Source organism: Micromonospora sp. 050-3, from assembly GCF_046549335.1.
Lineage (GTDB): Bacteria > Actinomycetota > Actinomycetes > Mycobacteriales > Micromonosporaceae > Micromonospora > Micromonospora trifolii.
Map to the genome: position 1 here is coordinate 1092771 of NZ_JAJPVX010000001.1, position 22847 is coordinate 1115617.

The following is a 22847-nucleotide window of genomic DNA, read 5'->3' on the forward strand; positions in this document are numbered from 1 at the left end:
AAATGTCTGCACGTCACCTCCTGCTGCTGCCCGTCGTTACTGTCCTAATTGGACTGTCCGCCTGCGACTCCGGCGCGCCATCTGGTTCTGGCCCGACCGCATCTGCTCCGACGTCGGCAGCTGCGGCAACTGGCACCCCCAGCGCGTCGCCCGCTGCGGCTACCCCTGCGGCCGGGGTCGCCGACTGCCCCTCGGTGACGACACTCCAGACGCTGGTCGAGCTTCCGAAGGGCTGGACGTTCGGCAGTGTCCAATGCGTCAAGGACTGGGCGGGAGCCGACCCGCAGGGCCCGACCGCCGGTGACGGCGTCTACCTGTTCCACTACGTGGCCAGTACCGGCTGGAAGTACTACGGCGACGGCAGCGGCTATGACTGCAAGGATCTCGGCCTCACCGAACCGGCGCCATTCTGCATCTCCTGACCGGGGAGACCGCGGCCGGTTGACTGCGACGCACGCCAGCTAAGGTGTGCGCCACAGTCAACCGGCCGCATCGACGCCGCCGCTGCCTGAAGGACTTTGGGGTACGTGGGGGGGACGAGCGGGGCATGGCGGACTCCATAGACGATCTTTTCTGTGAGTTCGTGCGGACCCGCTCGTCGGCGTTGCTGCGGACGGCGTTCCTGCTGACCGGCGACCGGCACCTCGCCGAGGACCTGGTGCAGGATGCGCTGGCCCGGACCCATCGGGGCCGGCGCCGGCTCAATGATCCCGGGCACTTCGAGGCGTACACCCGCACCGCCATGTACCACCAGCACGTGAGCTGGTGGCGGCGGCGCCGCAGGGTAGTCGAGTCCCTGCCCGGGGAAATGGCCGACGTGGTCCAGCCCGGCAGTGACCATGCTCGCCGTACCGATCTCAAGCTTGCCCTGTACCAGGCTCTCGCCCAACTCACCCAGCGGCAACGGGCCGTGCTGGTGGTGCGGTTCTTCGAGGACCGCAGCGAGGCCGAGGCCGCGGAACTGTTGCAGTGCTCGGTCGGCACAATCAAGAGTCAGACCAGCAAGGCGCTGGCCCGCATGCGGGAGATAGCGCCCGAGCTGCTCTCGGCCGTGATGGAGGAGGCCTGATGACCGACGACCTCGGGCCGCTGCGTCAGGCCATGTCCGATCTGAGCGAGCACGGCGGCACCACCGACATGTACGAGCGCGCCCTGCGCAGATCCCGGCAGGTACAACGACGGAGGGCGGTCACCACCGGCGCCGCGGCGGTGGCGGTCATGTTCGCCATCGGCGGTACGGTCGCCTTCGCCACCCGCCACCGGCCCGACCCTCCGACACCACCCGCATCCACCCGCACCAGCGACGGACCCCAGAATCCCACCTGTCCGTCGACGCAGACCCTCGGGACCCTGGTCGAGCTGCCGGCGGGCTGGTCTTTCGATTCCAGGGCAGTGGAGTGCGTCGAGACGTGGGCGGCGGCCGACGTGCAGCGTCCGGACGCCAGCGGCGTCATCTACCTGTTCCACTACACGGCCGGCACGGGCTGGCGATTCCAGGACCAGGGCACCGGATGGGACTGCAAGGACCTCGGCCTGACCGAGCCGGCGTCGTTCTGCGTCTCCTGACCGCCGTCGCCTACGCACGCGGACCCGCCTCCATGGCGATCATCGGCGTCTCCCGCTACGATCCGATTTCGTAAGATTACCGAGCGTCAATGTGTGCTGTTCGCAAGCCCTGGACGCTGGCACCCGGCGCCGCTACGAACTGGTGCCGGCCTGAGGATCACGCCCTCTCGACGAAGGGAATCCCGATGACGGAGAGCGCGCAGACCACCGAGAGCCGAACCATCCCGCCCGCGCGGCCGTACCCGTTCAGCGTGCCCGACCGCCTCGTCGTCGATCCAACCTACGGCGAGCTGCGCGAGAACGAACCGATGACCCGGGTCAAGCTCCCCTACGGCGAGGAGGCGTGGCTCGCCACCCGCTACGAAGACGTCCGCACCGTCCTCGGCGACGTGCGGTTCGGCCGCGCCCCAGCCGTCCAGCGCGACGAGCCCAGACTCACCCCGCGCCAGCAGTACAGCGGCATGCTGACCCTGGACCCGCCCGATCACACCCGGCTGCGCCGGCTGGTGGCGAAGGCGTTCACCGCACGTCGGGTAGAGGCGCTGCGACCCCGGACCCAGGAGATCGCCAACGCACTTGTCGACAACATGGTCGGGCTCGGCCCTCCGGCTGACCTGGTGGAGCACGTCGCCACACCGCTGCCGATCCAGGTGATCTGCGAACTGCTCGGGGTCCCGTACGCCGACCGCGACCGCTTCCACATCTGGTCCGAGGCGATCGTCTCGACCACCTCCCTACCCATGGAAACGATCCAGGAGTACCTGAACAATCTCTGGGGCTACATCGGTGGTCTCGTCGCCGAGCGCCGCCGCGAGCCGGGCATCGACGACCTGCTCGGCGCGCTGGTGCGGGCCCGCGACGAGAATCAGGATCGGCTCAGCGAGACCGAGCTCGTGGAGCTGGCCGGAGGGCTGCTCGCGGCCGGCCACGAGACCACTGTGACCCAGATCCCCAACTTCATCTACGTCCTGCTGCACAATCCGGACCAGCTCGCGCGGCTGCGAGCCGACCTATCGCTGGTGCCGGCCGCGGTCGAGGAACTGTTGCGGTACGTGCCGCTCGGCGTCGGCTCCTCCTTCGCCCGGTACGCCAAGGAAGATGTCGATGTCGGCGGGGTGCTGGTCCGGGCAGGTGAGCCGGTTCTCGGCTCACTGTCATCGGCGAACCGGGACGGAACCGTCTTCCCCGACCCGGACCGGCTGGATCTCGACCGCGAGCAGAACCCGCACCTGGGCTTCGGGCACGGCGTCCACCACTGCGTCGGCGCGCAGCTGGCCCGCATGGAATTGCAGGTCGCCGTCGCCACCCTCGTGACCCGCCTGCCCGGATTGCGGCTCGCCGTACCGGAAGCCGATCTGCAGTGGAAGCGGGGCATGCTGGTGCGGGGCCTGCTCGGCATGCCGGTGGCCTGGTGAGCACCGCCTGGCGGATCGGGGTGGACACGCGCCGCTGCATCGGCACGAGCATCTGCGCCGGTACCGCGCCCGAGCACTTCCGCCTCGTCGACGGCCTGTCCGCGCCGCTGGCCCACGTCGTCGCCCCGGCCGAGGTCATACTCGACGCCGCCGACTCCTGCCCGGTGGAGGCAATCACGGTCCGCGACACCACCGACGACCGGCTGATAGCGCCCCAGGAGTGACCCGAACACCCGCTAAGGCTGGCTGTGAGTCACATGAAGGTGGCTCGGAATATCCGTTGCCATCCGATCGGCACAGCGCCTACCTTCAATGAGCAAGGCCGTTCCGACCAACCCAAGGAGTTCCCCGTGTTGCAGCACGCCTACACCGAAACCACGCGGTTCATGCCGCGCGGCGGTGTCGTGCTGCTCCCGATTGGGCGAGCCCACGATCTGTGCGCGAGTGAGTCGAACTGGAAGCCGGGGTGGCGGCGCGAATAGCGCCAGCGCAAGCTGCGAAGCCGCCCACCCCGACAGGGATAGGGCGGCTTTCTCGTTACTGGAACAACTTCATAGGGGCGTAGCTCAACTGGTAGAGCACCGGTCTCCAAAACCGAAGGTCGCAGGTTCGAGTCCTGCCGCCCCTGCTTTTCGTCCCGGCCGCGGCCGGAGGCGTCGCAAATTCTCAACTTCACAGTGGATGGCATGAGCAAGACCCCGGCCGGCGCCTGCATGGGCCGGCCGGGGGCACCACCTCCGGGACGAGGGAGACGGCTGACCCGCTCGCTTTGGGAGCGAGAGACACGGGGTTCGACACCCCGGTCCCGGACCATGGGGCAGACCGGAGGTCGAGGGGGGTTCGAATCCCTTCTTCTCCACGCAATCAAACCTCCTGCCCTAACCGGTAGCGCACGGCAGTGAAGTCCCGAGGAATCCGTTCGAGTCAGGGGAGGGGCACGTCGGCAGGGGACCCTCCGGGCGAGGCTCCCGGCGCGCTGCCGGCTCCATGGGCCATTGGAGCTGTCGGCAAAGCTCACCTGGTTCTCAGCCAGGAGATCGTCGGTTCGAGCCCGACATGGCCTACGCACTATCACGCGGTACTAGCTCATCTGGTAGAGCACCACGCTTCCAACGTGGTGGTGCGGGGTTCGAGTCCCCGGTACCGCTCGACGGGGCAGGGAAACAGGGGCGGCGGATGCCGTGAGACCAGAGGCCGGGTGCACAGCCTGGTCGACGGCCGACGCGGGGTAGCTCCCCGAGCCAGCGCGGAGGGTCACCGCCCCCGAGTACCTGCCCCGGCACAACATCGGTCCGGGTTGGGCTGCTGGCAGGCTCGACGGGACTTTGGATCCCGGCACAGACGCAGGTTCGATTCCTGCACCCGGAGCCACGCCGAGGTAGCCCAACCGGCACGAGGCGCGAAGCTCAAACCTTATGTCGATGCGGGTTCGAGTCCCGCTCTCGACACACATGCCGGCGTAACTCAGTTGGCAGAGCGCGCCCCCGGTAAGGGCGAGGCCGGCGATTCGATTCCGCCCGATGGCTCCACGCGGTTGTAGCGCAGTTGGTAGCGCATCTCCTTGCCAAGGAGAAGGGGACTGCCACGGTAAAATTCGGACATGGCAAGGCATGGCACGCGATCCTGCTACGTCCAGGGGTGCCGCGAGGCAGCCTGCACCGAGGCGAACGCGGCTTATGAGCGCGATCGCAGGTGGGACAAGTACCGCCCGAAGGTCTTCAAGCTGCGCGAGATGTCCCCGACCGAGGTGGCCTGGCTCGCCGGGCTGATGGAGGGTGAGGGCTCGTTCATCGTGATGCGTGTCGCGGCCACCGAACGGCAAAAGGCGCGCATTCGAGTCCGGCTCTCATTGCAGATGACCGACCAGGACGTCGTGCAGCGCGTCGCCGACACGGTTGGCCTGGGCAACGTCCATGCTCACCCCCGGCAGCAGGACCACCACAAAGACACATACGTCTGGACGATTTCCCGGATGAAGCCGGTGGTGGAACTCGTGAGGTTGGTCCTGCCGCTGATGGGCTCCAGGCGAACCGACCAGATCAATGCCATGCTCGCTGCCGTCGATGAAGCCGGTGGACCCGCTCGACGCCAGCGGCGGCACGGCACCTCGAAGTACCAGTACGACGGGTGCCGCTGCGAAACGTGCACGTCAGCGAAGGCAGCGGCGAACGCCCGACGATATGCGGCTGTGGTGTAGGGGCAACACAGCACCTTGCCAAGGTGCCGACGCCGGTTCGAATCCGGTCAGCCGCTTTTGATTGACGGATCATCTGTCAATTCGTCCAACCACCCAGGACCCGGAAGGAGGGACCTGGTGGACGCCGTACTCGTCATCAACGCCGACCTTGGACCCCTCCGCCGGGTCACGGTCGCCCACGCGATCCGGATGCTGTGCCGCCGGGTCGCCGAGATCCACGAAGCCGAACCGGACCGGCACCTCGGCGTCCTCCCGATGCCTAAGCTCGTCGGCCTCGTCCGTTACGTCGTCACCCGGTGGCGGTACACCAAGGGCCCTGCCTGGTCCAAGGGCGGTGTCCTGGCCCGCGACGACCGTCGGTGCGGCTACTGCTCCGGTCCGGCCGCGACGGTCGACCACATCCTGCCCCGCTCGCGGGGCGGGCAGAACACCTGGCGGAACACCGTCAGCGCGTGCGCCCCGTGCAACCAGGCCAAGGGCGACCGGACCCCGGCCGAGGCCGGCATGGTGCTCCGCAACAGCCCGGTTGTGCCCGCGTGGGGGTCGCTGGCGCGGCGCTGACCCGGCCGGCGGGCCATCACCCCGCCGGCCGCGATGGGAGCTGATGTAACCGGCAGCATCGCTGGCCCTGACCCAGCTCGTAGAGGTTCGAATCCTCTGCTCCCAGCTCGATGCCCTCGTAGCCCAGCGGTAGAGGCACGGTCGTGAGGCGGCCGACAGGGCAGGTTCGAATCCTGTCGAGGGCACCAAGCCGGCGTAGCTCAGAGGCCAGAGCACCGCCCTTGTGTAAGGCGACGCGCGCCGGTTCGATCCCGGCCGCCGGCTCCACACCTTGCCGCCGTAGCTCACCGGGTAGAGCGTCCGCCTCGTAATCGGAAGGCAGTCGGTTCGAGCCCGACCGGCGGCTCTCTCGCCGACGTAGCTCAGGTGGTCAGAGCGCTCCGCTCATAACGGAGAGGTCCGGGGTTCGAGTCCCCTCGTCGGCACGCAGCACCACCTGCCCGGGTGGGCAAACTGGCAAAGCCGCCGCATCTAATTAGCGTAGGATTGCTAGTTATGGGCAACCCGCGCACCTACACCGACGACCAGCTCCGCAACGCCGTTAAGGGCGCGACCTGCTGGGCAGACGTCATGGAAGCCATCGGCAAGTCACGGACAGCAGGCCGTACGAGTGTCCAAGCTGTCGCGGCCCGCCTCGGCCTCGACGTGTCGCACCTGACTCACGGCAGCAACCCTCGCCGGCTCGTAGCGCCAGCGCACCCGTTCAGCCAGCCAGCTCAGCACGGCGGACGATCGGGGTTGAGCATCGCCGCCCGATGGTTCATGGATCGGGGTTACAACGTCTCGGTCCCGCTAGAGCCGGGCGCATACGACCTGATCGCAGAATCCGACACTGGCCTGCAACGGGTGCAGGTCAAGACCACCGGAACGACCGAGAGCAACGGACGCTACCGGGCTGTCCTGCGGCGGACGGTGTACGACGCCAGCGCGCGGGACACCGCTCGCGGTCGCATCCGAGTCACGGGCTACACGGAGGACGAGATCGACTTTTTCTTCATCTCGACAGCGGGCGCCCTCGACTACCTCATCCCGGTAGAGGCGGTGAGCGGCGCGCAATACATCGTCCTCGACTCGAAGTACGCGGCGTTCGCAATCGAGGCGAGGAATCACATGCCCGGCTAGCCCAACTGGCAGAGGCGTCCCGTTCAGGGCGGGAAGGGTCGCGGTTCGAATCCGCGGTCGGGTACTCAGCAACACCATGGGGTCGTAGCTCAGTTGGTAGAGCGTCGCATTCGCACCGCGAAGGCCGTCGGTTCGATTCCGTCCGACTCCACTCCCCCGGCTCCTGGCCGGGACCATGCCGACGTAGCTCAGTGGTTAGAGCACCCGACTGTCGATCGGGGGGCCGCGGGTTCGATCCCCGTCGTTGGCGCGCATGAAGGGTTGGCCGAGTCTGGTCGATGGCGCCGCGTTGCTAGCGCGGAGCGGGTCACACCGCCGGGAGTTCGAATCTCTCACCCTTCGCCAAGCCGTCGTAGCTCAGCGGTTAGAGCACCGAGCTGATAACTCGGGGGCCGGAGGTTCGATTCCTCCCGTCGGCACGCAGCGAGAATGCCAGCCAGGCGACCGCGTCGAGCCCACCAGCTCGCCGAGGAACGTCCGGGCTCCGCAGGGCAGGGTGGTTCCTAACGGGAACCCGGCGAAAGCCGCGGGACAGTGCCACAGAGAACAGACCGCCGGCAGCACCACCGCCGGTAAGGGTGAAACGGTGGGGTAAGAGCTCACCGCGCTGCCGGTGACGGGAGCGGCACGGTAAACCCCACCCGGAGCAAGGTCGAACAGCACGCGGGCGGCCCGCCTGATGCGTGCGGGTTGGCCGCTAGAGCCTGCCGGCGACGGTAGGCCGAGATGGATGGTCGCCCCCACCCCCGTTGGGGGTGGGACAGAACCCGGCGTATCGGCCGGCTTCCCTCGCCGCAGCACATGCCCCCGTAGCTCAGTGGATAGAGCACGAGATTACGGATCTCGGTGTCGCTGGTTCGATTCCAGTCGGGGGCTCTTTCGGGATATGGCGCAGGTTGGTAGCGCGCTGCACTGGGGGTGCAGAGGTCGTCGGTTCGAATCCGGCTATCCCGACTTCAGGTATTGCCCATCGCATTGCTCCAACCCTCCCACACCGATCATGCGGATTTTCGTCGGGGCCTTCTTGACGCGACGAAAGCTCGCCACCCTCCTCGGTTCCGCCCGCGCCTCGTAGCGCATGTGCAGGAGAGTCAGCTCAGGCAGTCCTTTGATTGCCTCTGCCACGCCATGCAACCTCAGGTTCTTGAGCTTTAGCGCCAAAGTTTGAGAAGGGTGGACTATGGCTGGCCCCCTGGCAAGCCACCCGATCGCGGACCATCTCATTCCGCCCAAGAGCGGGCTTGACCAGAACTTCTCCTGATAGAAAGCGTGGAAAGTTATATCCACGATCGGGACGGCGGAATCGTTGGCGACGTAAATCACGGTCTCGTCGGCTTCCCTGGACGCCCAAACTCGGACGGTGCTCCGCTCGGCGCGGCGGCGGCGCCGGACCTCGCTGAGGTACACGGAGAGAGCAACGAGCGCCGCGGCAAGCGTTCCGAGGGCTTCGAGTGCGCCCCACCCGGCCCACTCCCAGGGGGACGCTGATGTCGACGACACGCACCGGAGAGTAGTAGGTCTCAGCACGGCGCGTAACCCCCGCGCCGTCTACGGGTTGTAGCGCAGTTTGGTCGCGCGCTTGCTTCGGGAGCAAGAGGACGCAGGTTCGAATCCTGTCAGCCCGACTCATGGGGTGTAGTGCGGAACAGGTCCGCAACCGGTCTCGAAAACCGGCACCGGGTGAAAGCCCGAGGGTTCAACTCCTTTACGCCCCGCCACGCGCCGTTAGCTCAGTTGGTAGAGCTTCCGACTCTTAATCGGAATGTCGCAGGTTCGATCCCTGCACGGCGTACCAAATCCCCCGGTAGCTCAGTGGATAGAGCGCTGGTTTCCTAAACCGGGTCGTCGCAGGTTCGATTCCTGCTCGGGGGACAACACGGGCCGCTAGCTCAGTGGTAGAGCTGCCGACTTTTAATCGGAGTGTCCAGAGTTCGATCCTCTGGCGGCCCACTTGCGGGATGGCGCAGTCATGGAAGCGCGCTGGGCTCATAACCCAGAGGCCGCCGGTTCGAATCCGGCTCCCGCTCCCAACGGTCCTGTCCGTTCGGGTTGGCCCTGGCACAGGGAGTGCCAGGCGTAAGCGCGGCACACACTCCGCGACCAGCCCCCTACTCGCGCCCTGGTAGCTCAGTGGGAGAGCACCGGTTCGACAAACCGGGGGTCGCTGGTTCGAATCCAGCTCGGGGCACGTGAACCACCTGGCGCGGTGGACGAATGGAAGAGTCGCCCGGCTTTCACCCGGGAAATGTGCGGGTTCGAGTCCCGTCCGCGCTGCCATTCCCCTGTAGCTCAAAGGTAGAGCGGCCGGCTGTTAACCGGCTGATCTTGGTTCGAGTCCAGGCAGGGGAGCCACGCCCGTATAGCTCAGTGGCAGAGCACCGGTTCCACACACCGGGTTGCCCTGGTTCGAGTCCAGGTGCGGGCACTGGCCTTCGGGCCGTAGATGTGGCTGTAGCTCAACGGTAGCGCGCCGGGTTGTGGTCCCGGTGATGGCGGTTCGATTCCGCTCAGTCACCCCAAGGGAGTGCGCCACCGATGGTGAGGTGGGCCGGGCTGTAACCCCGGTGCGTTCGCGCTCAGGGAGTTCGAATCTCTCCACTCCCACGCATGCCCGCGTAGCTCAGGGGATAGAGCACCAGCTTCCGGAGCTGGGTGTCGGGGGTTCGATTCCCTCCGCGGGCGCTTCTGCCTGGTCGTGTGCCCGAGTGGTCAGGGAGCGGTCTGCAAAACCGCGCACGCCGGTTCGATTCCGGTCACGGCCTCGAATGCCATCCACTGTGGAGTCGATTGGTTCGGTCAGCCGCCCGGGCAGCGGGTGTCACCGCCGCTGTGTTCCACACAGTGCCCCGGCGGACCGGGCGTCGTCGCTGCCGGCGCCGGATCCAGGTCCCGGCCGGCGAGGACAGCGATCGGTACGGCGGGCACGGCGATCACGGCGGTCAGCACCAGGAAGACGGCTGCGGTGCGTGCCCGTCGCAGTTGGTACGCGACGAGCGCGATGAGGAGCGGCCCGGCGGTCGCCACCACCGCGGCGACCAGTAGGGCAACGCTCGCCTGACGTTTGAGGTCCTCGAACTCGCCGGATTGGTCGCCGTAGCTGACGCTCCACTGCTTCAGGCCGATGCCCAGCCACCACATGGCTGCCGCGACCAGTCCACAAACCCAGATTAGGGCCAAGAGGCCGACGATCGGGACACCACGTCGATCTGTGCCGACTGCTTCAGACGTCATGCGGTCTAGCCTGGATGGCGCAACGCGGCTGGGTATGAGTCGGCGTACTCACGTTTGCTCTCCTGTCGCGGGATTGGCTCGGGCCGCGCTTGAGAGCGAGGGGGCCGGGGTGCCGCTGCGCCCCGGCCCCTCCGCCCTGCTTCGTAGGGGAGTGGGGGTCTCTCAGGTCATCCGCAGCGTTGACCGTTGAGGTTGAAGGCGGTTGGTACCGGGTTGGTGCCGCTCCACGTGCCGTTGAAGCCGGTGCTGGTGGATGCGCCGGGGGCGAGTTTGCCGTTCCAACTCATGCTGTCTGCGGTGACGTTCGTTCCGTTCTGTTTCCAGGTGGCCGACCAGCCCTGGCCGACCTTCTGGCCGGTGGTGGGGAAGTTGAAGGCGAGTTGCCAGCCGTCGATCGGGGTGGTGCCGGTGTTCTTGATCGTCACGGTCGCGGTGAAGCCGCCCGGCCAACTGTTCGCCGTGTAGCCGACGGTGCAGCCGACGGTCGGGGCGGTGGGCGCGGTCCGCACGGTCAGGCCGGGCGAGGCCGCCGAGACGTTGCCCGTTGCGTCGCGGGCGGTTACCACGAAGGTGTACGGGGTGTCCGGCGTCAGCCCGGTGACGGTGTACGTGGTGCCGGTGGCGCTGCCCACTTTCACGATGCCGGTGGTGTCGACCCGGTGCACGTCGTAGCTGGTGACGGCGGTGTCGTCGGTGGACGGCGTCCAGGCCAGCGCGATGCTGTCGCCGGTGATCGTGCCGGCGGTCGGCTTGCCCGGGGCGGTCGGTGACTGGGTGTCGCCGGGCGTGGTGTCGCGCGGTAGCACAAGGTGGGTGATCGAGTTGGCCGGGAAGGTGGCCGTGAGGCCGGTGGCGGTCACCGGCTGGTCGGCCTCGCGGACGACGCCGGCGAGGTTCGTCTCGCTGTAGCGGTAGACCTGGGCGGTGCTGGCGGAGGCGCCGGTGAGGGCGACCGGGCTGGTCAGGTCGTCGCCGGTCTTGTTGACGACGACCACTGTGAGTGCCTTGTCGGCGTTCCGTTCGGCGGCGTACACGGCCAGTTTGCCCTGGTCGGCGCTGGTTGCCTGGACGGAGGTTTCGCCGAACGCGCCGCCCTTGCCGTCGTAGTTGCGGTAGACGCGGAACGCGTTGGCCGCTGGCTGGTCGGCCGTGGGTGCGGTCCAGAGGGTGGCCAGGTCGAGCCCTTCGCGGCCGAAGATGCCGAGTACGTCGGCCTGGGCGAGCGCGCCGTTGAGCGACCCGTGGGCGCCCCAGCTGTACTCGGTCATCGCGATCTTCGTGCCCGGGTAGTGCTGGTCGACCAGTTCGCGCAGGCGCGGAATGTACCGGACCGGACTGTTGATCCAGCTCTCGTCCACGTAGGTCGGGTCCCAGAGTTGGCGGGTCGAGCGTAGTCGCAGCGCCTGGGTGTCGGCGTCGCCGGCCGCGTCGCCCAATACGCCGGACTGTTGTGGGTAGAGGTGCACGTCGAAGTAGTCGAGGATGCGTGTGCCGTGCTGCTGCTCGTACTCGTGCATCCGGTCGAGGTACCACGGGCCGAGGTCCTGGCCGCCGTGCGCGGCCTTGTCCGGGGGGTTCGACCAGCAGCCGGTGCGCGAGCAGGTGTCCTGGTCGAGGCCCGAATAGAGGATCGAGTTCAGGCCCCAGCCGACGGGACCGAGCGTTTTCGCGCCGGGGTCGGCGGCCTTGATCGCGGCGGCGTACTCGTAGGTGCGGTCGCGTAGCTCGTCGTAGCCCAGCCCGGTCGGGCGGACGTCGCGGTGGGTGGAGTGCCACAGGTCCGGCTCGTTGTCCAGGTTGTAGAACTGGACCCCGCCGTCGGCGGCGGCGCCGAACTGCTCCTTCAGGTGGTTGACGAAGTCGGTGGCGTATTCCGGACCGACGGCGACGCTGGTGTCCTCCGGATCGTTGCCGGTGACCGGTGTTCCGTCGGGCTTTGTGCCGTTGCCGCAGTCCGGTGCCCAGGGGTCGGTGGACTGCTGGGGGCCGTACTTGGCGACGCTGAAGCCGCACGCCCGCGACCGGTCCTTGGCGATCCGGCCGAGCATCGGCATTGTCATGACCGTGGCGGCGCCGGTGGCGTTGTTTTGCTGCACGAACCGGTCGGTCTCCGAGCCCTCCGGGAGGTCGTCCGGACTCGGGTTGTCGTTGGGGATGTTCTCGAAGTACCAGTCCGACGCGCGGTTGGTGGTGTCGGCACGGAAGTTGTAGCGGGTGGTGGCGTTGCCGCCGTAGCGGTGCACCGGCAGCCGCAGGTCGCGGGCGAGGGCCTCGTCGGCGAAGTTCATGCCGTAGATGTACGGGCTGATCTGGTGCCGGGCTGCTGTGGTGTCCACGGCCAGCGCCGGGCCGGCCGCGGCCAGGGCGGGCTCCGGCAGGGCCAGACCGCCGAGGGTCGTGGCGAGCAGGACCGGGAGTAGAGCTGTGGTGGGTCGCACGAGCATTCCTCTCGAATAGGAGCTCGACGATGGGAGCGCTTCCACAGCGTTGCGCTTTCCTGGCTCTGAGTCAACGCCGGAGGACTCGTTGTGGATCATGTCGGACTCGACGGCCGACCGACTGCCGGCCGACCGAAGCCGACCTCTTCGCATATAATGACGCCCATCAATGCGACTGGCTGATGCGGCAGCGCCGGAACAGCTCGGATCGCCGCAGTGCGGGGGCAACCGCGCCACAGCGGTGCGAGCGGGAGCACCTCAGCGTCGCATGGCCGGAACGTTCCTGCTGGCTCGGCCCCTGTCGTGGGGAACCAGCCGTCTTGGAGGATGACAATGCGCAGTTTTCTCGCGGTGTTCAGCGCCGCCCTGATCCTCGGCGCCGCAGCCGGCAGCGCTCCGGCTGGCGCGTCGGGGGCCTCCCCGCCCTCGTGCCCCCGTGGCCTGCTCTTCTGTGAGGACTTCGAGCGACTGCCTCCCGGGGGGCCCAGCACGTTGAACTGGGGCGTCGACACCCGCCACGGCACGCTCACCGTCGAGCGTGCCCGCCGAGGCAACCAGGTGCTGCACATCCACACTGTTGACAACGGACGCGCCTTCCTGCGCGTCGACGACTTCGCCGCGCCGGGCAACCGCTTCTACGGCCGGATGCGTCTGCGCGTCGATGCCTTCCCCACGGCCCCGGACTGGGCGCACTTCACGCTGGTGGAGGCGACCGGCACCGGCAGCGCGGAGGTCGTCCGTCCGGTCGGTGGCCAGTACGCGCCCACGGTCCCCGGAACCTTCTGGGGGGTCGGTGCCGACGGCGGTCCGACCGGCGACTGGACCAACTGGCGGGAGTCCGCCCCGGTCGCTGAGGACACCTGGCAGTGCTTCGAGTGGAAGATCGACGCGGCGGACAACCGCGTGGCGGTGTGGATCGATGGCGTGGCGAACCCAGAGCTGACAGCCTCCACGAGCGACCACGGTGGCAACAATGTTCCCTTCGTCCTACCGGCGGTCGACACGGTGAAGATCGGCTGGCAGCTTTACCAGGGCGGCACGACGCCGGGCGAGTTCGACCTCTGGATCGACGACATCGCCCTTTCGAGTAAGCGGCTCGGTTGCTGATCTAAAGCCCTGGGTGGCTCGGAGGCTCTCGACACATGGGGTCGTGATGTCAGGTCCGATGAGTGTCCTGCCGGGGTGCGGCTTTGCTACCGCACCCCGGCGGCGTCTCCGGACAGGTCAGGCCGAGAGGTGAGGCGCCAGCTTTGCGGCGGTGTGGCCGGTCTCCACGGCCGCCACCGCCTCTGCGCTCTGGTCGAAGAGGCCAGCCTGGCCACCGAGGCGGCCAGGCCGTCGTCGCTCACACTCGTGCCAACCTCGGCCTGCGGCGGCTGGTCGAGGCATCGAGCCCGGCGGACACCACGAAATTCCAGCTTCGGGCGGCGGCCGAATCGGCCCTCGTGCACAACGGTGGCGGCATGATCGTCGACCCGCAGCATGACCGTCCACCTCGCCCTCGCCCCGACGTGCGGAAGCGAACTCCTGTCGCATCGCAGCAGCCATATCGTCGCTGTCGCGCATCGTTTCTGGTCGTGGTCATAGGTCCCGTCGGGGACCGTCAGAAGGTAGCCTGTGACGACCGGGGCCCGCCCGGGCCCGGACCGCCATGCCCTTAAACCTGTGAGTATATGAAGACTGCGCAGACCAGCGGTGAACAGGTGCGGCACCGGATTCAGACGGTGCTCGTCGGTGTGCTTGAACGCACCCGGCTGATGCGGGGTCAGGCCAGTCGCCAACTCCTCGTCGAACAACTTCAGGATCGTCTCGGCCCATTCTCGCTTCGTGAGCACCCCGAGTTGCGGCTGCAGATGGCTGAGCTGGTGCGTGCCTGCAGCAGACGCGCCGACGGGCTGCAGATCCTGGTGGAGACGGTCGAGCACCTGGAACCGGGCACGGAGGAGGTCGTCCGGTTGCAGCGTCTCCGGGACGAGTGGGAGGCGGTCGAGGTTCTGACCGAGGAGGACTGGAGCCGGCTGCGTCCGCTCCTGAGCAACCTCGTGCCCGTCAACCTGACTGTTCTGTATCAGCGCGCCACCGAGCACCGGTCGCCCGGGCCGCCGTCGTGGTGCGTCGACGCCTGGCAGGCGTTCGTCCACCTGGCCGGGCAGAACGCCGGCCCGGACGGCCTGCCGCCGAGCATGGCCTTCCTGGCGTTGCTCGAGGACCAGGTCGACGCGCAGGACGCCCGGTGGCTCCGGTTGCGGAACGGTCGGGTGGCCACCGGGCAGGGGCTGACGTCACAGCTGGAGGATCGGCGGGCATACCTGCAACGCGGCGGTGAACAGCCGATGGGTACCACGGCGTATCTGGTCGTTCAGGTCGAGCCGCATTTGGATCCCGATGGCAGCGATGACACCTATGCGTTGTCGCACTTCCGTCAGTGGTATGGCGCAGACTCCTGGCATTCCCGGCAGGGTGAGCCCCGCCTGGTCCGTCTTCACGACCTGGAACGTGAGGTGGAGCGGGTGATCGAGCAGATGGAGATCGAATGGTCGGACCGGACCGGCACGGTCGTGGTCGAGTTCGTCCTGCCGTGGGAACTGCTCAACGTCGGGGTGGACCGTTGGCGCAAGGAGATTGACAGCTCGCGGCCGATCGCTTTGGCCATGGACTATCCCGTGGTGGTTCGCAGTCTGGAACGGCTGCGTACCCGGCGCTGGCACCGTGCCTGGCACCAGCGCTGGCGGCAGCTGCTCGCGGCTCCCGCCCACAGCGTCGTCTTCTGGAGCCAACCCAGTGGCAAGGACTACTTCACCCGGCTCGAGACGGAGCTCAAGGCGGACGACCGTGTGGTCTCACTCGTTCTCAGCGAGCCACCGACGCAGCGCGGCGAAACGGGCCAGCAGGAGATCGAAGCGGCCCTGCGGGCCGGGCTGCCGGTGATCATCTGGCATCGGGGCGACTGTACCAGCGCCGAGTTCCGGGAAGCGGTCAGCAGTCTGGTAAATGATGGAGGTCTGGGACAGCTGCCGATGCGTGCTAAAGAATTGCGGCATCAGGCGCTACAGCTCGAGCCCGCGTTGCGGGACGGCCACATTGGTCACCACCTGACGATCCTCTGGGACGATCCGGAGCGCAGGCCCGACGCGCTGGGCGCTTCCGCTGGTCGAGGAACAGGGGAGAGTTGGTGACCGGAGGTGACGCGGAGGGCACCTGGGAGGCGATCTCTCAGGCGCTGCGCCCGCTGTCCGGTTCCTCGCCAGCGCCGGCGGCCGGGTGGGGCGTGACGGTGCTGGTCGATGCCGTCCGCTCGATGGCGGTGTGGCGCGACACCGTCGATCGCGTGGTGGCGGTGTTGCGCGATCACGAGGGTTTCGCCGGCGTCGAGGTGGTCCCGTTCGACTCCTCCGAGACGGGGCAGGCCGTTCTGGCCGGGCAGGTCGCGATCGACGGGCGGATCGTGCTGGTGCTGTCCGACGGCGCCGGACCGGCCTGGCACGCCGGGACGATGCCGGCGTTGCTTCGGGTCTGGGGTCTCCGCGCGCCCGTCGCCATCGTGCACCTGCTGCCGCAACTGCAGTGGTACCGGACCGGTATCCGGCCTCGTCGCCTGCGGTTGCGGCGGACGGCGCGCGGCGGTGCCGCCAACGCCGATCTCGCGTGGGAGGTGCACAACCCCGTTCCGGACGTCCTCGACGATCCCGGGCCCGAGGGCGGCGACCCCGTCCCGGTGCCCGTGCTCGAACTCGACCCCCGCTGGCTCGCCGCCTGGGTCCGGCTGCTCACCGGCGGCGAGGCGAACCTGCCCGCGGTGCTGGCAGCCACCGGGCTCCCGGACATCGTCGCGCCGCCCGCGTCGGAGGGGGCACCGTCCGCGCGGACGCGGGTGCGCGAGTTCACCGCGTGGGCGACGCCGACGGCGGTCACGCTCGCCACGCAGCTCGCCGCCGCCCCGCTCAACCTGGCCGTGATGAGGTGGGTGCAGCGGGCCCTGATCCCGGATGCGCAGACGTCACATCTGTCCGAGATCCTCAACAGCGAGCTGCTGCATCCGGTGCCCGTCGCGGCGTCGACGGCCGAAAGCGCCGAGGTCACCTACGAGTTCCATCGGGGAGTACGCGAGGAACTGCTCGCGGCCGGGCGCCGCGCGGACGCGCTGCGGGTGTTGCGGGTGGTCGATGAGCAACTGGGGCCTACGGTTCCGGCGGTCCGTGGGCTCAGTCGGATGCTCGATGACCCCGACGCCACGCCGGTGCCCCCGGTGACCCCGGAGACCGCCCCGTTCGTACGGGTCGAACAGGCAGTGCTCCACGCCCTGTCCGGCCGTTATCTCGCCCGCGCGCGCCATCTGCACGACGCGCTCGGTGCCGACGCGGAAACGCCGTCGACCATTGCTACGCGGAGCGCGCCCCCTGTGACAATGATGGCGGCAGCGGGCACCGATGATCGGACGTCAGAAGGAGCGCCAGTCGTGTCGAGCAGCGTGGCGGATGTGGTCGTGCCGCAGAGAACACCAGCCGGCGCGCCCGCCATCTGGGGCAGCGTCCCACCTCGTAACCCCAATTTCACCGGCCGCGAGTCGCTGCTGGGGCACCTGCACGAGCAGATGCTGCAGGGTGTGACGGCGGTGCTGCCGCACGCGCTGCACGGCATGGGCGGCGTCGGCAAGTCGCAGCTCGCGATCGAGTACGTCTATCGTCACCTGGACGAGTACGACGTGATCTGGTGGATCCCGTCGGAACGTCCGGCCCAGATCGGCAATGCGTTGACCGAGCTGGCCCAGCGCCTGCAGCTGCCGGTGGGGCCGGAAGCCAACGCCGCCGTGCCGGCCGTGCGGGAGGCGCTGCGGCTGGGGCAGCCGTACGCGAACTGGCTCTTGATCTTCGACAACGCGGAGAGCCCGGAAGCGGTGCGGCGGTACTTCCCCAACGGTGGATCCGGCCGCATCATGGTCACCTCCCGCAACCCGCAGTGGTCGAACATCGGCCGCCAGCTCGCGGTGGACGTGTTCGCCCGGCAGGAGAGCGTCGATCTGCTCCGTCGCCGCGGCCCGGACCTCAGCGGAGAGGACGCCGATCGGCTTGCCGAGGCGCTCGGTGACCTCCCGCTGGCCCTGGACCAGGCGGCGGCCTGGCTCGCCGAGACCGGCATGCCCACCGACGAATACCTGCGGCTGTTCGAGGAGAAGCGCATCGAACTGCTCGAAGTGTCGGTGCCGCTGGACTACCAGCTGCCGGTCGCCGCCGCCTGGAACGTGTCCCTCGACCGTCTGGCCGACTCCAGTCCCGGAGCGCTGCGGCTCCTGCAGGTGTGCTCGTTCCTCGCCCCCCAGCCCATTCCCCGGACCCTGTTCAACCGTGGCCGAGCCGGCAACGTCCATCCGGTACTCGACGAGGTGCGGCGCGACCCGATGCGGCTCAACCGGGCCATCCGTGAGATCAATCGGTACGCCCTGGCCAAGATCTACCATCGGACCAACTCGATCGAGATGCACCGCCTGGTCCAGGCGGTGCTGATCAACCGGCTTGACGACGCCGAGCAGACGACGATGCGGCACAGCGCGCACGTGATTCTCGCCGACAGCGACCCGAACGACCCGAGTTCACCAGCCAACTGGCGCACCTACGCCGACCTGTTCCCGCACGCCCTCGCGGCTCAGGCGTACCAGTCCACCGACCCGTGGGTGCAGCAGCTGATCGACAACCTCTCCCGCTATCTCTACTGGTGGGGCGACCACCAGACCGCATTCGACCTGGCCAGGCTGGCCTACGAGGCCCGGCGTGACCAGTTGGGCACCGCGGACCCGTCCACCCTGCGGATGGGCCACTGGATGGGCTGGCTGCTGTTCGTTCTCGGCCGGTTCGAGGAGGCGGCCCGTCTTAACCAGGAGGTGCTCAACACCTACCAGGAGACCGTGGAGGAGGACAACGAGGACCTCCTGCGCGCGCTCGGCGCCGTCGCCGCCGACCGCCGGGTGGCAGGGGATTTCCAGGGCGCCCTGGAACTTGCCGAGGAGATCTATCAGCGGCATGTGCGGGCACTGGGCCCCGACGATGTGGAGAGCATCACGGCGGGCCACAACCTCGCCGTGAGCCTGCGGCTGTGCGGTGACCTGAAACGGGGCTACGAGATCGACCAGCAGAACCAGCGGCTGCGGATCCAGCTCTTCGGCGCGGATCATCCGATCACCCTCGAGAGCACCCGCAGCCTCATCACCAACCGGCGTGAGCTCGGCGACTACGTGGGCGCCCGCGCCGAAGCGCAGGCGGTCGCCGACCAGCTACGCCATCAGCTCAGCCCCGGCCATCCGCAGACCCTGCGGGCATTGCGGTCACTGGCGGTGGCGCTGCGCACAGCCGGTGACCACGAAGCGGCCCGCCGAATCTCCGGTGAGGTCCGCGACAGCTTCCTCCGCCGCTATGGTGAGGACCACCCGGACACCGTCGTCGCCTCCCTGCACCTGTCGACCGACCTGCGGGAGACCGGCGACCTCGACGGTGCCGCCGAGCTGGGTGAGCAGGTGTACAACAGCTACCAGCGGTTGCTGGGGAACGAGCGGCACCCGCACACCATCGCCGCCCGGCTCAACTGGGCGGTCACCGAGCGGCTGCGCGGCCGGGTGGCGCAGGCGCGGCAGATGGACGAGGAGGGTTTCGCCCAGTTGCGGGAGCAACTCGGTGACGACCATCCGCTCACCCTGGCCGCGGCGCTCAACCTCGCGAGCGACCTCTACGCCGAGGGGCACTACGCGCAGGCGTACGAGCGGGATGTGGACGCGACCGAACGACTGCGGCGGGTCCTCGGCGCGGAGCATCCGACCACTCTGGCCGGCTACGGCAATCTGGCCATGGACCTGCTCAAACTGGGTCGCGAACAGGAGTCCGCGGAGCTGCACGCAGCAACGGTGGCTCAGTTCCGGCGAGTTCTCGGCGACGATCATCCGGCCACGGCTGCCGCAGTGGACCTGAACCGGCGGGCCAACTGCGACATGGACCCGCTGCCGCTGTAGGGGGCCGGCCGGTCATCGCGGGCCGATCCAGGCGGCGAGTTCCACCGGACCGGCGTCACCGCCGCAACCGCGTACGGCGCGGTGCACGGCACGTACCAGCTCAGGCCGGTCTCGCAGCGCATCCGCGGCTGGGCCCGGCCGGCTATCCGCCAGGATCAGCCCGAGCCCGGCCCAGGCGCCCGGCCGGTCGGAATCGGTCGACAATTCGTACAGATACTCGCGCCGGGCGGTGTCCCGATCACCGGCCACCAGCGCCAGATCGGCGGGGCGCGCACCCGTCACCCGCGCGTGGATCGCTGCCGGGTCCGCCCGAAGGCGCTCGAATCCGGTGGCGTCGGTCAGGCGCCAGAGCTCCAGGACCGCTCGCGCGTCGAGCCCCTGGGCGTTCGGGTCGGCTTCCACCGCCGGTGCGACGGTAGGCAGGTCCGGCCGGTCGGCGCCGGCCATCCAGCACTCCGTGAACGCGGTGACCACCTCTGCGGGCGGCCGCAGATGATGAAGCCGCCACCGGGCCCGATGGTCGGCGACGGCGTCGTGGGCGGCGGCGAGTGGTTGGTCGGGGACGCTGTCGGTCTGCCAGCGGTCCACGGTAGCGGTGAGGCCTGCCACGAGTCGGCGACCGACCTCGGTGAGCTGCGGCAACTGCGCTATCAGAGCGAGTACGGTACGCACCTGCCGGCGCCACCGGGCGAACTCGAAGTGCGCCAACGTGCCGGCGCCGTCAGTGGCCCCGTGGCTCAGCGACCGCCAGAACTCGGTGATGCCTGCGAACGCGTACACCCCCTGCAGCAGGCCACCCAGCGGCCGGGGATCGTCTCGCCACGGCGCGTACAGCCGCCGGGCGGGCTCGCCGGTGTGCAGGGGAGCCAGGTGCAGGAGAGCGCCCAACTTGATGTGCTGGAACTCGTGGACCATCGTCACCGCGAGCTCGGTGGCGTCACGCGGCTCCGACATGATCATGCAACCGAAGGCGTCGCCGGCCGAGGCGCTCATCGTGCGGAACCGCTCCGCCGGCGGCTGCGGCACCACCGAGAAGAGGCCCCGGGTCATCGGCGATGCCAGCGCCGGGCTGGTCTCGACGAGCAACTGCCACGCCTGCGTGAGCAGACCGCGCCAATGACTGAGCTCCGGTTCACTCAGCGCCTGGGGCGGCGTCGGAGCCCGCAGATTCCGGTACGGGTCGAGGCAGTCCAGCCGCACCGCGAGGGTATGACCGTCAGCCTGGATGTGCACACTGGACACGGCCTGCCAGCCGTCGCCGCCGACCCGCACCTCGCCTGCCGGCGTGCCGACGACACCGTGGCCGGCGGACCCGCGCACCTCGGTGCTGTCCCACCGGGCTGCTCCCGGCACCGGGACGGCACCGAGGGTCGGCAGCACCGCGAAACCGTCGCGGACCGGCACGGTCATGCGGAAGTCGATACCGGCACGTAGGGCTGCCGCGGCGGCGAGGGAGTGCAGATAGCCGAGGTCGACCCAGAGCGGCGCCGTGGAGCGGGCGGTGCCGCGCAGACGCCGCAACGTGTAACCCGCCCAGACCCCCGCCTGGGGGTGCAGCAGCAGGTCGTCGACCTTGGCCGGGTCGTGCCGTTCCGCCTCGGTGAGCAGGTCCCAGGCGGCCCGGACGGACGGGAGCGGCCCGGTGTCGTGGTCGGGGCCGACGATGTCGAGCACGGCGCGCAACTGCAGGAGACGCCAGCTCCGCTCGACGGTGAGGAGCTGAGCGATCGTGTTCACATCGCCGCCGCCGGAGAGAAGCGCGCTGACGTGCTGCTCGTCGAGTCGGTGTCGGCGGCGCGGCCTGCTCACGGCGTCGTCACCGCCCATCCAGGAACTCCCGGCCACACATGTCAGTCGACGCGTTGAGGATTGTAGCCACTGGTGATGCTTTCGGGATCGTCAATGCGACGCAGTAGTCGGCGCATGGTCGGAGCGAGGATCCGCTCGTCGTACGTCGGCAAATCGGCAAGTGTCACCTCCGTGAGGTCTATCAGATCCGACTCGATGTCGTCGATCGATCGGCTCACTGCCGGTTTCTCCTCACGTCGTGCGGTCCCTGCAGTCATCATGTCGCACGCGGAGACGATTCCGGAAGCTGCAGGTGACGTCGTTAGCCCACTTTGGACGCCGCCACAATTTGCCTACCCCCGGTAGGTTGTCGCTATGCCCGAGCGCCTCGGAGTCGTGTTCGTACACGGGTTTCTGTCGTCGTCGGCCACCTGGTCGCCGATGCTGCGGCTGATCGAGACCGATGCCGACCTCGGGCTCGTCGACCCCCACACCTTCGAGTACCCGAGCCCACCCGTCTCGCTGAACCCGCTGCGCCGTATTCCGGACATCAATGACATCGCCGACAGTCTTCGCACGTATCTGACGCATCTCTGCGGCGGCCACTCCGGAATTGTTCTGGTCACGCACAGCCAAGGCGGTCTTGTGGTGCAGCGGATGCTGGCCCGGACCCTCGCCGCCGGACGTGGGCCGGAACTGGCCCGCATCCGCCGGATCGTCCTGTTCGCCTGTCCCAACTCCGGGTCCGACCTGGCCCTGCTGCTTCGCCGGGGCGGCCTGTGGCGACACCCCCAGGAACGCGAACTGCGACCGTTCGACCAGGCCATCTCCGACGCGCACCGGATCGTCGTCAACCAGATCATCCACGCCACCGCGGTCACGGCCGCGACCTGCCCGATCTCGGTCGTCGCGTACGCCGGCGAACGCGACGGAGTCGTGACGCCCGTCTCGGCGAGGAGCGTCTTCCCCGAAGTGGGCGTGTTGCCCGGCGACCACTTCTCGATCATCAAGCCGGACTCGCACGGGCAGCGGTCCTACGTGGCGTTGAAACGCCACCTGAAGGAAGCCCTCTCGATGACCGAGGTTCCGGCGCCGCGACCGTCCGGCGAACGACTGGCCCCGACGACGCGGTCGGCCCGTGTGACGGCCGCCGCGTACCGCGCCCTGGTAGATCGGTTGCTTGCCGTCCCGCGGATGGCCGAGCCGGCCTTCCGCGAACAGGTCTACGACCTCCTGCCGCCGGTGATCGTGCACCAGTTACGGCGCGACACCGCGGCCCGGGTGGAACTGTTCTCGCTGGTGCGGAGTTTCGAGCACTACCGGCACCTGGCACCGGGGCACTCCCTCGCCTCTGCCCTGGAGACACTCGTCCCCGACCATCCGACGGTCGCCGATGTGATCGACGCGCTGTACGGTGCGGGTCTGTACGACCCCGGCGACGACCGGGGCGGGCGCTTGCAGGACGAGCTGACGTAGTGCGGCGATGCGGGCCTTCCTGATGGGAGGCCGAGGTCATGAAGCCGGTGGTGCGTGCA

At 68.5% G+C, this 22847-nt stretch carries 17 protein-coding genes, 33 tRNA genes and 1 other RNA gene; 46 read left to right on the top strand and 5 right to left on the bottom strand.

All coding sequences use genetic code 11. From position 1 onward, the window contains the following. Positions 1-194 precede the first annotated feature (194 nt). From ACLJOK_RS04980 to ACLJOK_RS05115, 28 genes are all read left to right on the top strand, one after another. Entirely contained in the window at positions 195-422 is a 228-nt protein-coding gene (locus ACLJOK_RS04980; RefSeq protein WP_410816438.1) for a hypothetical protein, read from the top strand. A gap of 125 nt (positions 423-547) precedes the next feature. Continuing rightward, positions 548-1069 carry a SigE family RNA polymerase sigma factor gene (locus ACLJOK_RS04985; RefSeq protein WP_410816439.1) on the top strand — a complete coding sequence of 174 codons (522 nt, stop codon included), beginning with the start codon at positions 548-550 and terminating at the stop codon, positions 1067-1069. Continuing rightward, the gene (locus ACLJOK_RS04990) at positions 1069-1566 is read left to right on the top strand and encodes a hypothetical protein (RefSeq protein WP_410816440.1); all 498 of its coding nucleotides are present in this window, start codon (positions 1069-1071) and stop codon (positions 1564-1566) included. Before ACLJOK_RS04985 ends, ACLJOK_RS04990 begins: the two co-directional genes overlap by 1 nt. 185 nt (positions 1567-1751) lie before the next feature. Further along, positions 1752-2981: a cytochrome P450 gene (locus tag ACLJOK_RS04995; RefSeq protein ID WP_410816441.1), complete on the top strand. Its 1230-nt coding sequence runs from the start codon at positions 1752-1754 to the stop codon at positions 2979-2981. Continuing rightward, on the top strand, positions 2978-3205 hold the full coding sequence (locus tag ACLJOK_RS05000; protein WP_410816443.1) for a ferredoxin: 228 nt from the start codon (positions 2978-2980) through the stop codon (positions 3203-3205). Before ACLJOK_RS04995 ends, ACLJOK_RS05000 begins: the two co-directional genes overlap by 4 nt. Positions 3206-3536: 331 nt before the next feature. After that, positions 3537-3609 (top strand) — tRNA-Trp (locus tag ACLJOK_RS05005). 109 nt (positions 3610-3718) lie between these two features. Next, positions 3719-3794: transfer RNA gene (locus ACLJOK_RS05010), tRNA-Pro, on the top strand. 176 nt (positions 3795-3970) lie between these two features. Further along, positions 3971-4045: transfer RNA gene (locus ACLJOK_RS05015), tRNA-Glu, on the top strand. 11 nt (positions 4046-4056) lie between these two features. Continuing rightward, positions 4057-4129: transfer RNA gene (locus tag ACLJOK_RS05020), tRNA-Gly, on the top strand. Between the two features lie 143 nt (positions 4130-4272). Then, positions 4273-4352 (top strand) — tRNA-Gln (locus ACLJOK_RS05025). A 1-nt stretch (position 4353) separates the two neighbouring features. After that, positions 4354-4429: transfer RNA gene (locus ACLJOK_RS05030), tRNA-Leu, on the top strand. A gap of 88 nt (positions 4430-4517) precedes the next feature. Then, a tRNA-Gly gene (locus ACLJOK_RS05035) sits at positions 4518-4616 on the top strand. Then, positions 4582-5178: an LAGLIDADG family homing endonuclease gene (locus ACLJOK_RS05040; protein ID WP_410816444.1), complete on the top strand. Its 597-nt coding sequence runs from the start codon at positions 4582-4584 to the stop codon at positions 5176-5178. Before ACLJOK_RS05035 ends, ACLJOK_RS05040 begins: the two co-directional genes overlap by 35 nt. Next, a tRNA-Gly gene (locus ACLJOK_RS05045) sits at positions 5164-5234 on the top strand. The genes ACLJOK_RS05040 and ACLJOK_RS05045 overlap by 15 nt, the downstream gene beginning before the upstream one ends. A 61-nt stretch (positions 5235-5295) precedes the next feature. Further along, positions 5296-5739 carry an HNH endonuclease gene (locus tag ACLJOK_RS05050; protein ID WP_410816445.1) on the top strand — a complete coding sequence of 148 codons (444 nt, stop codon included), beginning with the start codon at positions 5296-5298 and terminating at the stop codon, positions 5737-5739. Between the two features lie 112 nt (positions 5740-5851). Continuing rightward, positions 5852-5927, top strand: a tRNA-Leu gene (locus ACLJOK_RS05055). 1 nt (position 5928) lies between these two features. Next, positions 5929-6006, top strand: a tRNA-Thr gene (locus ACLJOK_RS05060). A gap of 6 nt (positions 6007-6012) precedes the next feature. Next, positions 6013-6085 (top strand) — tRNA-Thr (locus ACLJOK_RS05065). A gap of 5 nt (positions 6086-6090) precedes the next feature. Further along, positions 6091-6164, top strand: a tRNA-Met gene (locus ACLJOK_RS05070). A gap of 70 nt (positions 6165-6234) precedes the next feature. Further along, the gene (locus ACLJOK_RS05075) at positions 6235-6861 is read left to right on the top strand and encodes a group I intron-associated PD-(D/E)XK endonuclease (protein WP_410816447.1); all 627 of its coding nucleotides are present in this window, start codon (positions 6235-6237) and stop codon (positions 6859-6861) included. Next, positions 6852-6925 (top strand) — tRNA-Leu (locus tag ACLJOK_RS05080). The genes ACLJOK_RS05075 and ACLJOK_RS05080 overlap by 10 nt, the downstream gene beginning before the upstream one ends. Before the next feature lie 14 nt (positions 6926-6939). Next, a tRNA-Ala gene (locus tag ACLJOK_RS05085) sits at positions 6940-7012 on the top strand. Positions 7013-7038: 26 nt separating this feature from the next. Next, positions 7039-7111, top strand: a tRNA-Asp gene (locus ACLJOK_RS05090). A gap of 5 nt (positions 7112-7116) precedes the next feature. Further along, positions 7117-7206 (top strand) — tRNA-Ser (locus ACLJOK_RS05095). A gap of 1 nt (position 7207) precedes the next feature. Next, positions 7208-7280: transfer RNA gene (locus ACLJOK_RS05100), tRNA-Ile, on the top strand. Positions 7281-7289: 9 nt separating this feature from the next. Then, positions 7290-7652, top strand: an RNA gene (rnpB, locus tag ACLJOK_RS05105) — RNase P RNA component class A. A 12-nt stretch (positions 7653-7664) separates the two neighbouring features. Next, positions 7665-7737 (top strand) — tRNA-Arg (locus ACLJOK_RS05110). A 4-nt stretch (positions 7738-7741) separates the two neighbouring features. After that, positions 7742-7815 (top strand) — tRNA-Pro (locus ACLJOK_RS05115). On the opposite strand, the gene ACLJOK_RS05120 is transcribed toward ACLJOK_RS05115, so the two are convergent. Next, on the bottom strand, positions 7807-8361 hold the full coding sequence (locus ACLJOK_RS05120) for a hypothetical protein (RefSeq protein WP_410816448.1): 555 nt from the start codon (positions 8359-8361) through the stop codon (positions 7807-7809). The genes ACLJOK_RS05115 and ACLJOK_RS05120 overlap by 9 nt on opposite strands. 51 nt (positions 8362-8412) lie before the next feature. On the opposite strand from ACLJOK_RS05120, the gene ACLJOK_RS05125 reads away from it, so the two are divergent. The 14 genes from ACLJOK_RS05125 to ACLJOK_RS05190 all read left to right on the top strand — a co-directional run bounded on the left by ACLJOK_RS05125 (position 8413) and on the right by ACLJOK_RS05190 (position 9623). Beyond that, positions 8413-8486: transfer RNA gene (locus tag ACLJOK_RS05125), tRNA-Pro, on the top strand. Positions 8487-8491: 5 nt separating this feature from the next. Beyond that, positions 8492-8579 (top strand) — tRNA-OTHER (locus ACLJOK_RS05130). A gap of 1 nt (position 8580) precedes the next feature. Further along, a tRNA-Lys gene (locus tag ACLJOK_RS05135) sits at positions 8581-8656 on the top strand. A gap of 3 nt (positions 8657-8659) precedes the next feature. After that, positions 8660-8733, top strand: a tRNA-Arg gene (locus tag ACLJOK_RS05140). 6 nt (positions 8734-8739) lie between these two features. Continuing rightward, a tRNA-Lys gene (locus ACLJOK_RS05145) sits at positions 8740-8811 on the top strand. 2 nt (positions 8812-8813) lie between these two features. Next, positions 8814-8891 (top strand) — tRNA-Met (locus ACLJOK_RS05150). Between the two features lie 86 nt (positions 8892-8977). After that, positions 8978-9049 (top strand) — tRNA-Val (locus ACLJOK_RS05155). Positions 9050-9061: 12 nt separating this feature from the next. After that, positions 9062-9138: transfer RNA gene (locus ACLJOK_RS05160), tRNA-Glu, on the top strand. Position 9139: 1 nt separating this feature from the next. Then, a tRNA-Asn gene (locus ACLJOK_RS05165) sits at positions 9140-9213 on the top strand. Between the two features lies 1 nt (position 9214). Beyond that, positions 9215-9286: transfer RNA gene (locus ACLJOK_RS05170), tRNA-Val, on the top strand. A gap of 20 nt (positions 9287-9306) precedes the next feature. Then, a tRNA-His gene (locus ACLJOK_RS05175) sits at positions 9307-9380 on the top strand. Position 9381: 1 nt separating this feature from the next. After that, positions 9382-9465, top strand: a tRNA-Tyr gene (locus tag ACLJOK_RS05180). A 5-nt stretch (positions 9466-9470) separates the two neighbouring features. Then, positions 9471-9543, top strand: a tRNA-Arg gene (locus ACLJOK_RS05185). Positions 9544-9552: 9 nt separating this feature from the next. After that, positions 9553-9623, top strand: a tRNA-Cys gene (locus tag ACLJOK_RS05190). A 34-nt stretch (positions 9624-9657) separates the two neighbouring features. Here the strand turns inward: ACLJOK_RS05190 and ACLJOK_RS05195 are convergent. After that, positions 9658-10092, bottom strand: coding sequence for a hypothetical protein (locus ACLJOK_RS05195; protein ID WP_410816450.1), 435 nt, complete (start codon positions 10090-10092; stop codon positions 9658-9660). 167 nt (positions 10093-10259) lie between these two features. Next, positions 10260-12530: a glycoside hydrolase family 44 protein gene (locus ACLJOK_RS05200; protein WP_410816451.1), complete on the bottom strand. Its 2271-nt coding sequence runs from the start codon at positions 12528-12530 to the stop codon at positions 10260-10262. A gap of 333 nt (positions 12531-12863) precedes the next feature. On the opposite strand from ACLJOK_RS05200, the gene ACLJOK_RS05205 reads away from it, so the two are divergent. The 3 genes from ACLJOK_RS05205 (at position 12864) to fxsT (ending at position 19524) form a co-directional block, all read left to right on the top strand. After that, positions 12864-13637: a hypothetical protein gene (locus ACLJOK_RS05205; protein WP_410816453.1), complete on the top strand. Its 774-nt coding sequence runs from the start codon at positions 12864-12866 to the stop codon at positions 13635-13637. A gap of 566 nt (positions 13638-14203) precedes the next feature. Continuing rightward, positions 14204-15706 carry an effector-associated domain 2-containing protein gene (locus ACLJOK_RS05210; protein ID WP_410816455.1) on the top strand — a complete coding sequence of 501 codons (1503 nt, stop codon included), beginning with the start codon at positions 14204-14206 and terminating at the stop codon, positions 15704-15706. Next, the gene (gene fxsT, locus ACLJOK_RS05215; protein WP_410816457.1) at positions 15703-19524 is read left to right on the top strand and encodes an FxSxx-COOH system tetratricopeptide repeat protein; all 3822 of its coding nucleotides are present in this window, start codon (positions 15703-15705) and stop codon (positions 19522-19524) included. Before ACLJOK_RS05210 ends, fxsT begins: the two co-directional genes overlap by 4 nt. A 12-nt stretch (positions 19525-19536) precedes the next feature. Here the strand turns inward: fxsT and ACLJOK_RS05220 are convergent, their stop codons facing one another. Further along, a complete protein-coding gene (locus ACLJOK_RS05220) occupies positions 19537-21351 on the bottom strand; it encodes an HEXXH motif domain-containing protein (protein ID WP_410816458.1) in 1815 nt (604 codons plus the stop codon). Positions 21352-21374: 23 nt separating this feature from the next. Further along, positions 21375-21551 carry a hypothetical protein gene (locus ACLJOK_RS05225; protein WP_410816460.1) on the bottom strand — a complete coding sequence of 59 codons (177 nt, stop codon included), beginning with the start codon at positions 21549-21551 and terminating at the stop codon, positions 21375-21377. 136 nt (positions 21552-21687) lie between these two features. On the opposite strand from ACLJOK_RS05225, the gene ACLJOK_RS05230 reads away from it, so the two are divergent. After that, the gene (locus ACLJOK_RS05230) at positions 21688-22788 is read left to right on the top strand and encodes an alpha/beta fold hydrolase (protein ID WP_410816461.1); all 1101 of its coding nucleotides are present in this window, start codon (positions 21688-21690) and stop codon (positions 22786-22788) included. The last annotated feature ends 59 nt before the right edge of the window (positions 22789-22847 follow it).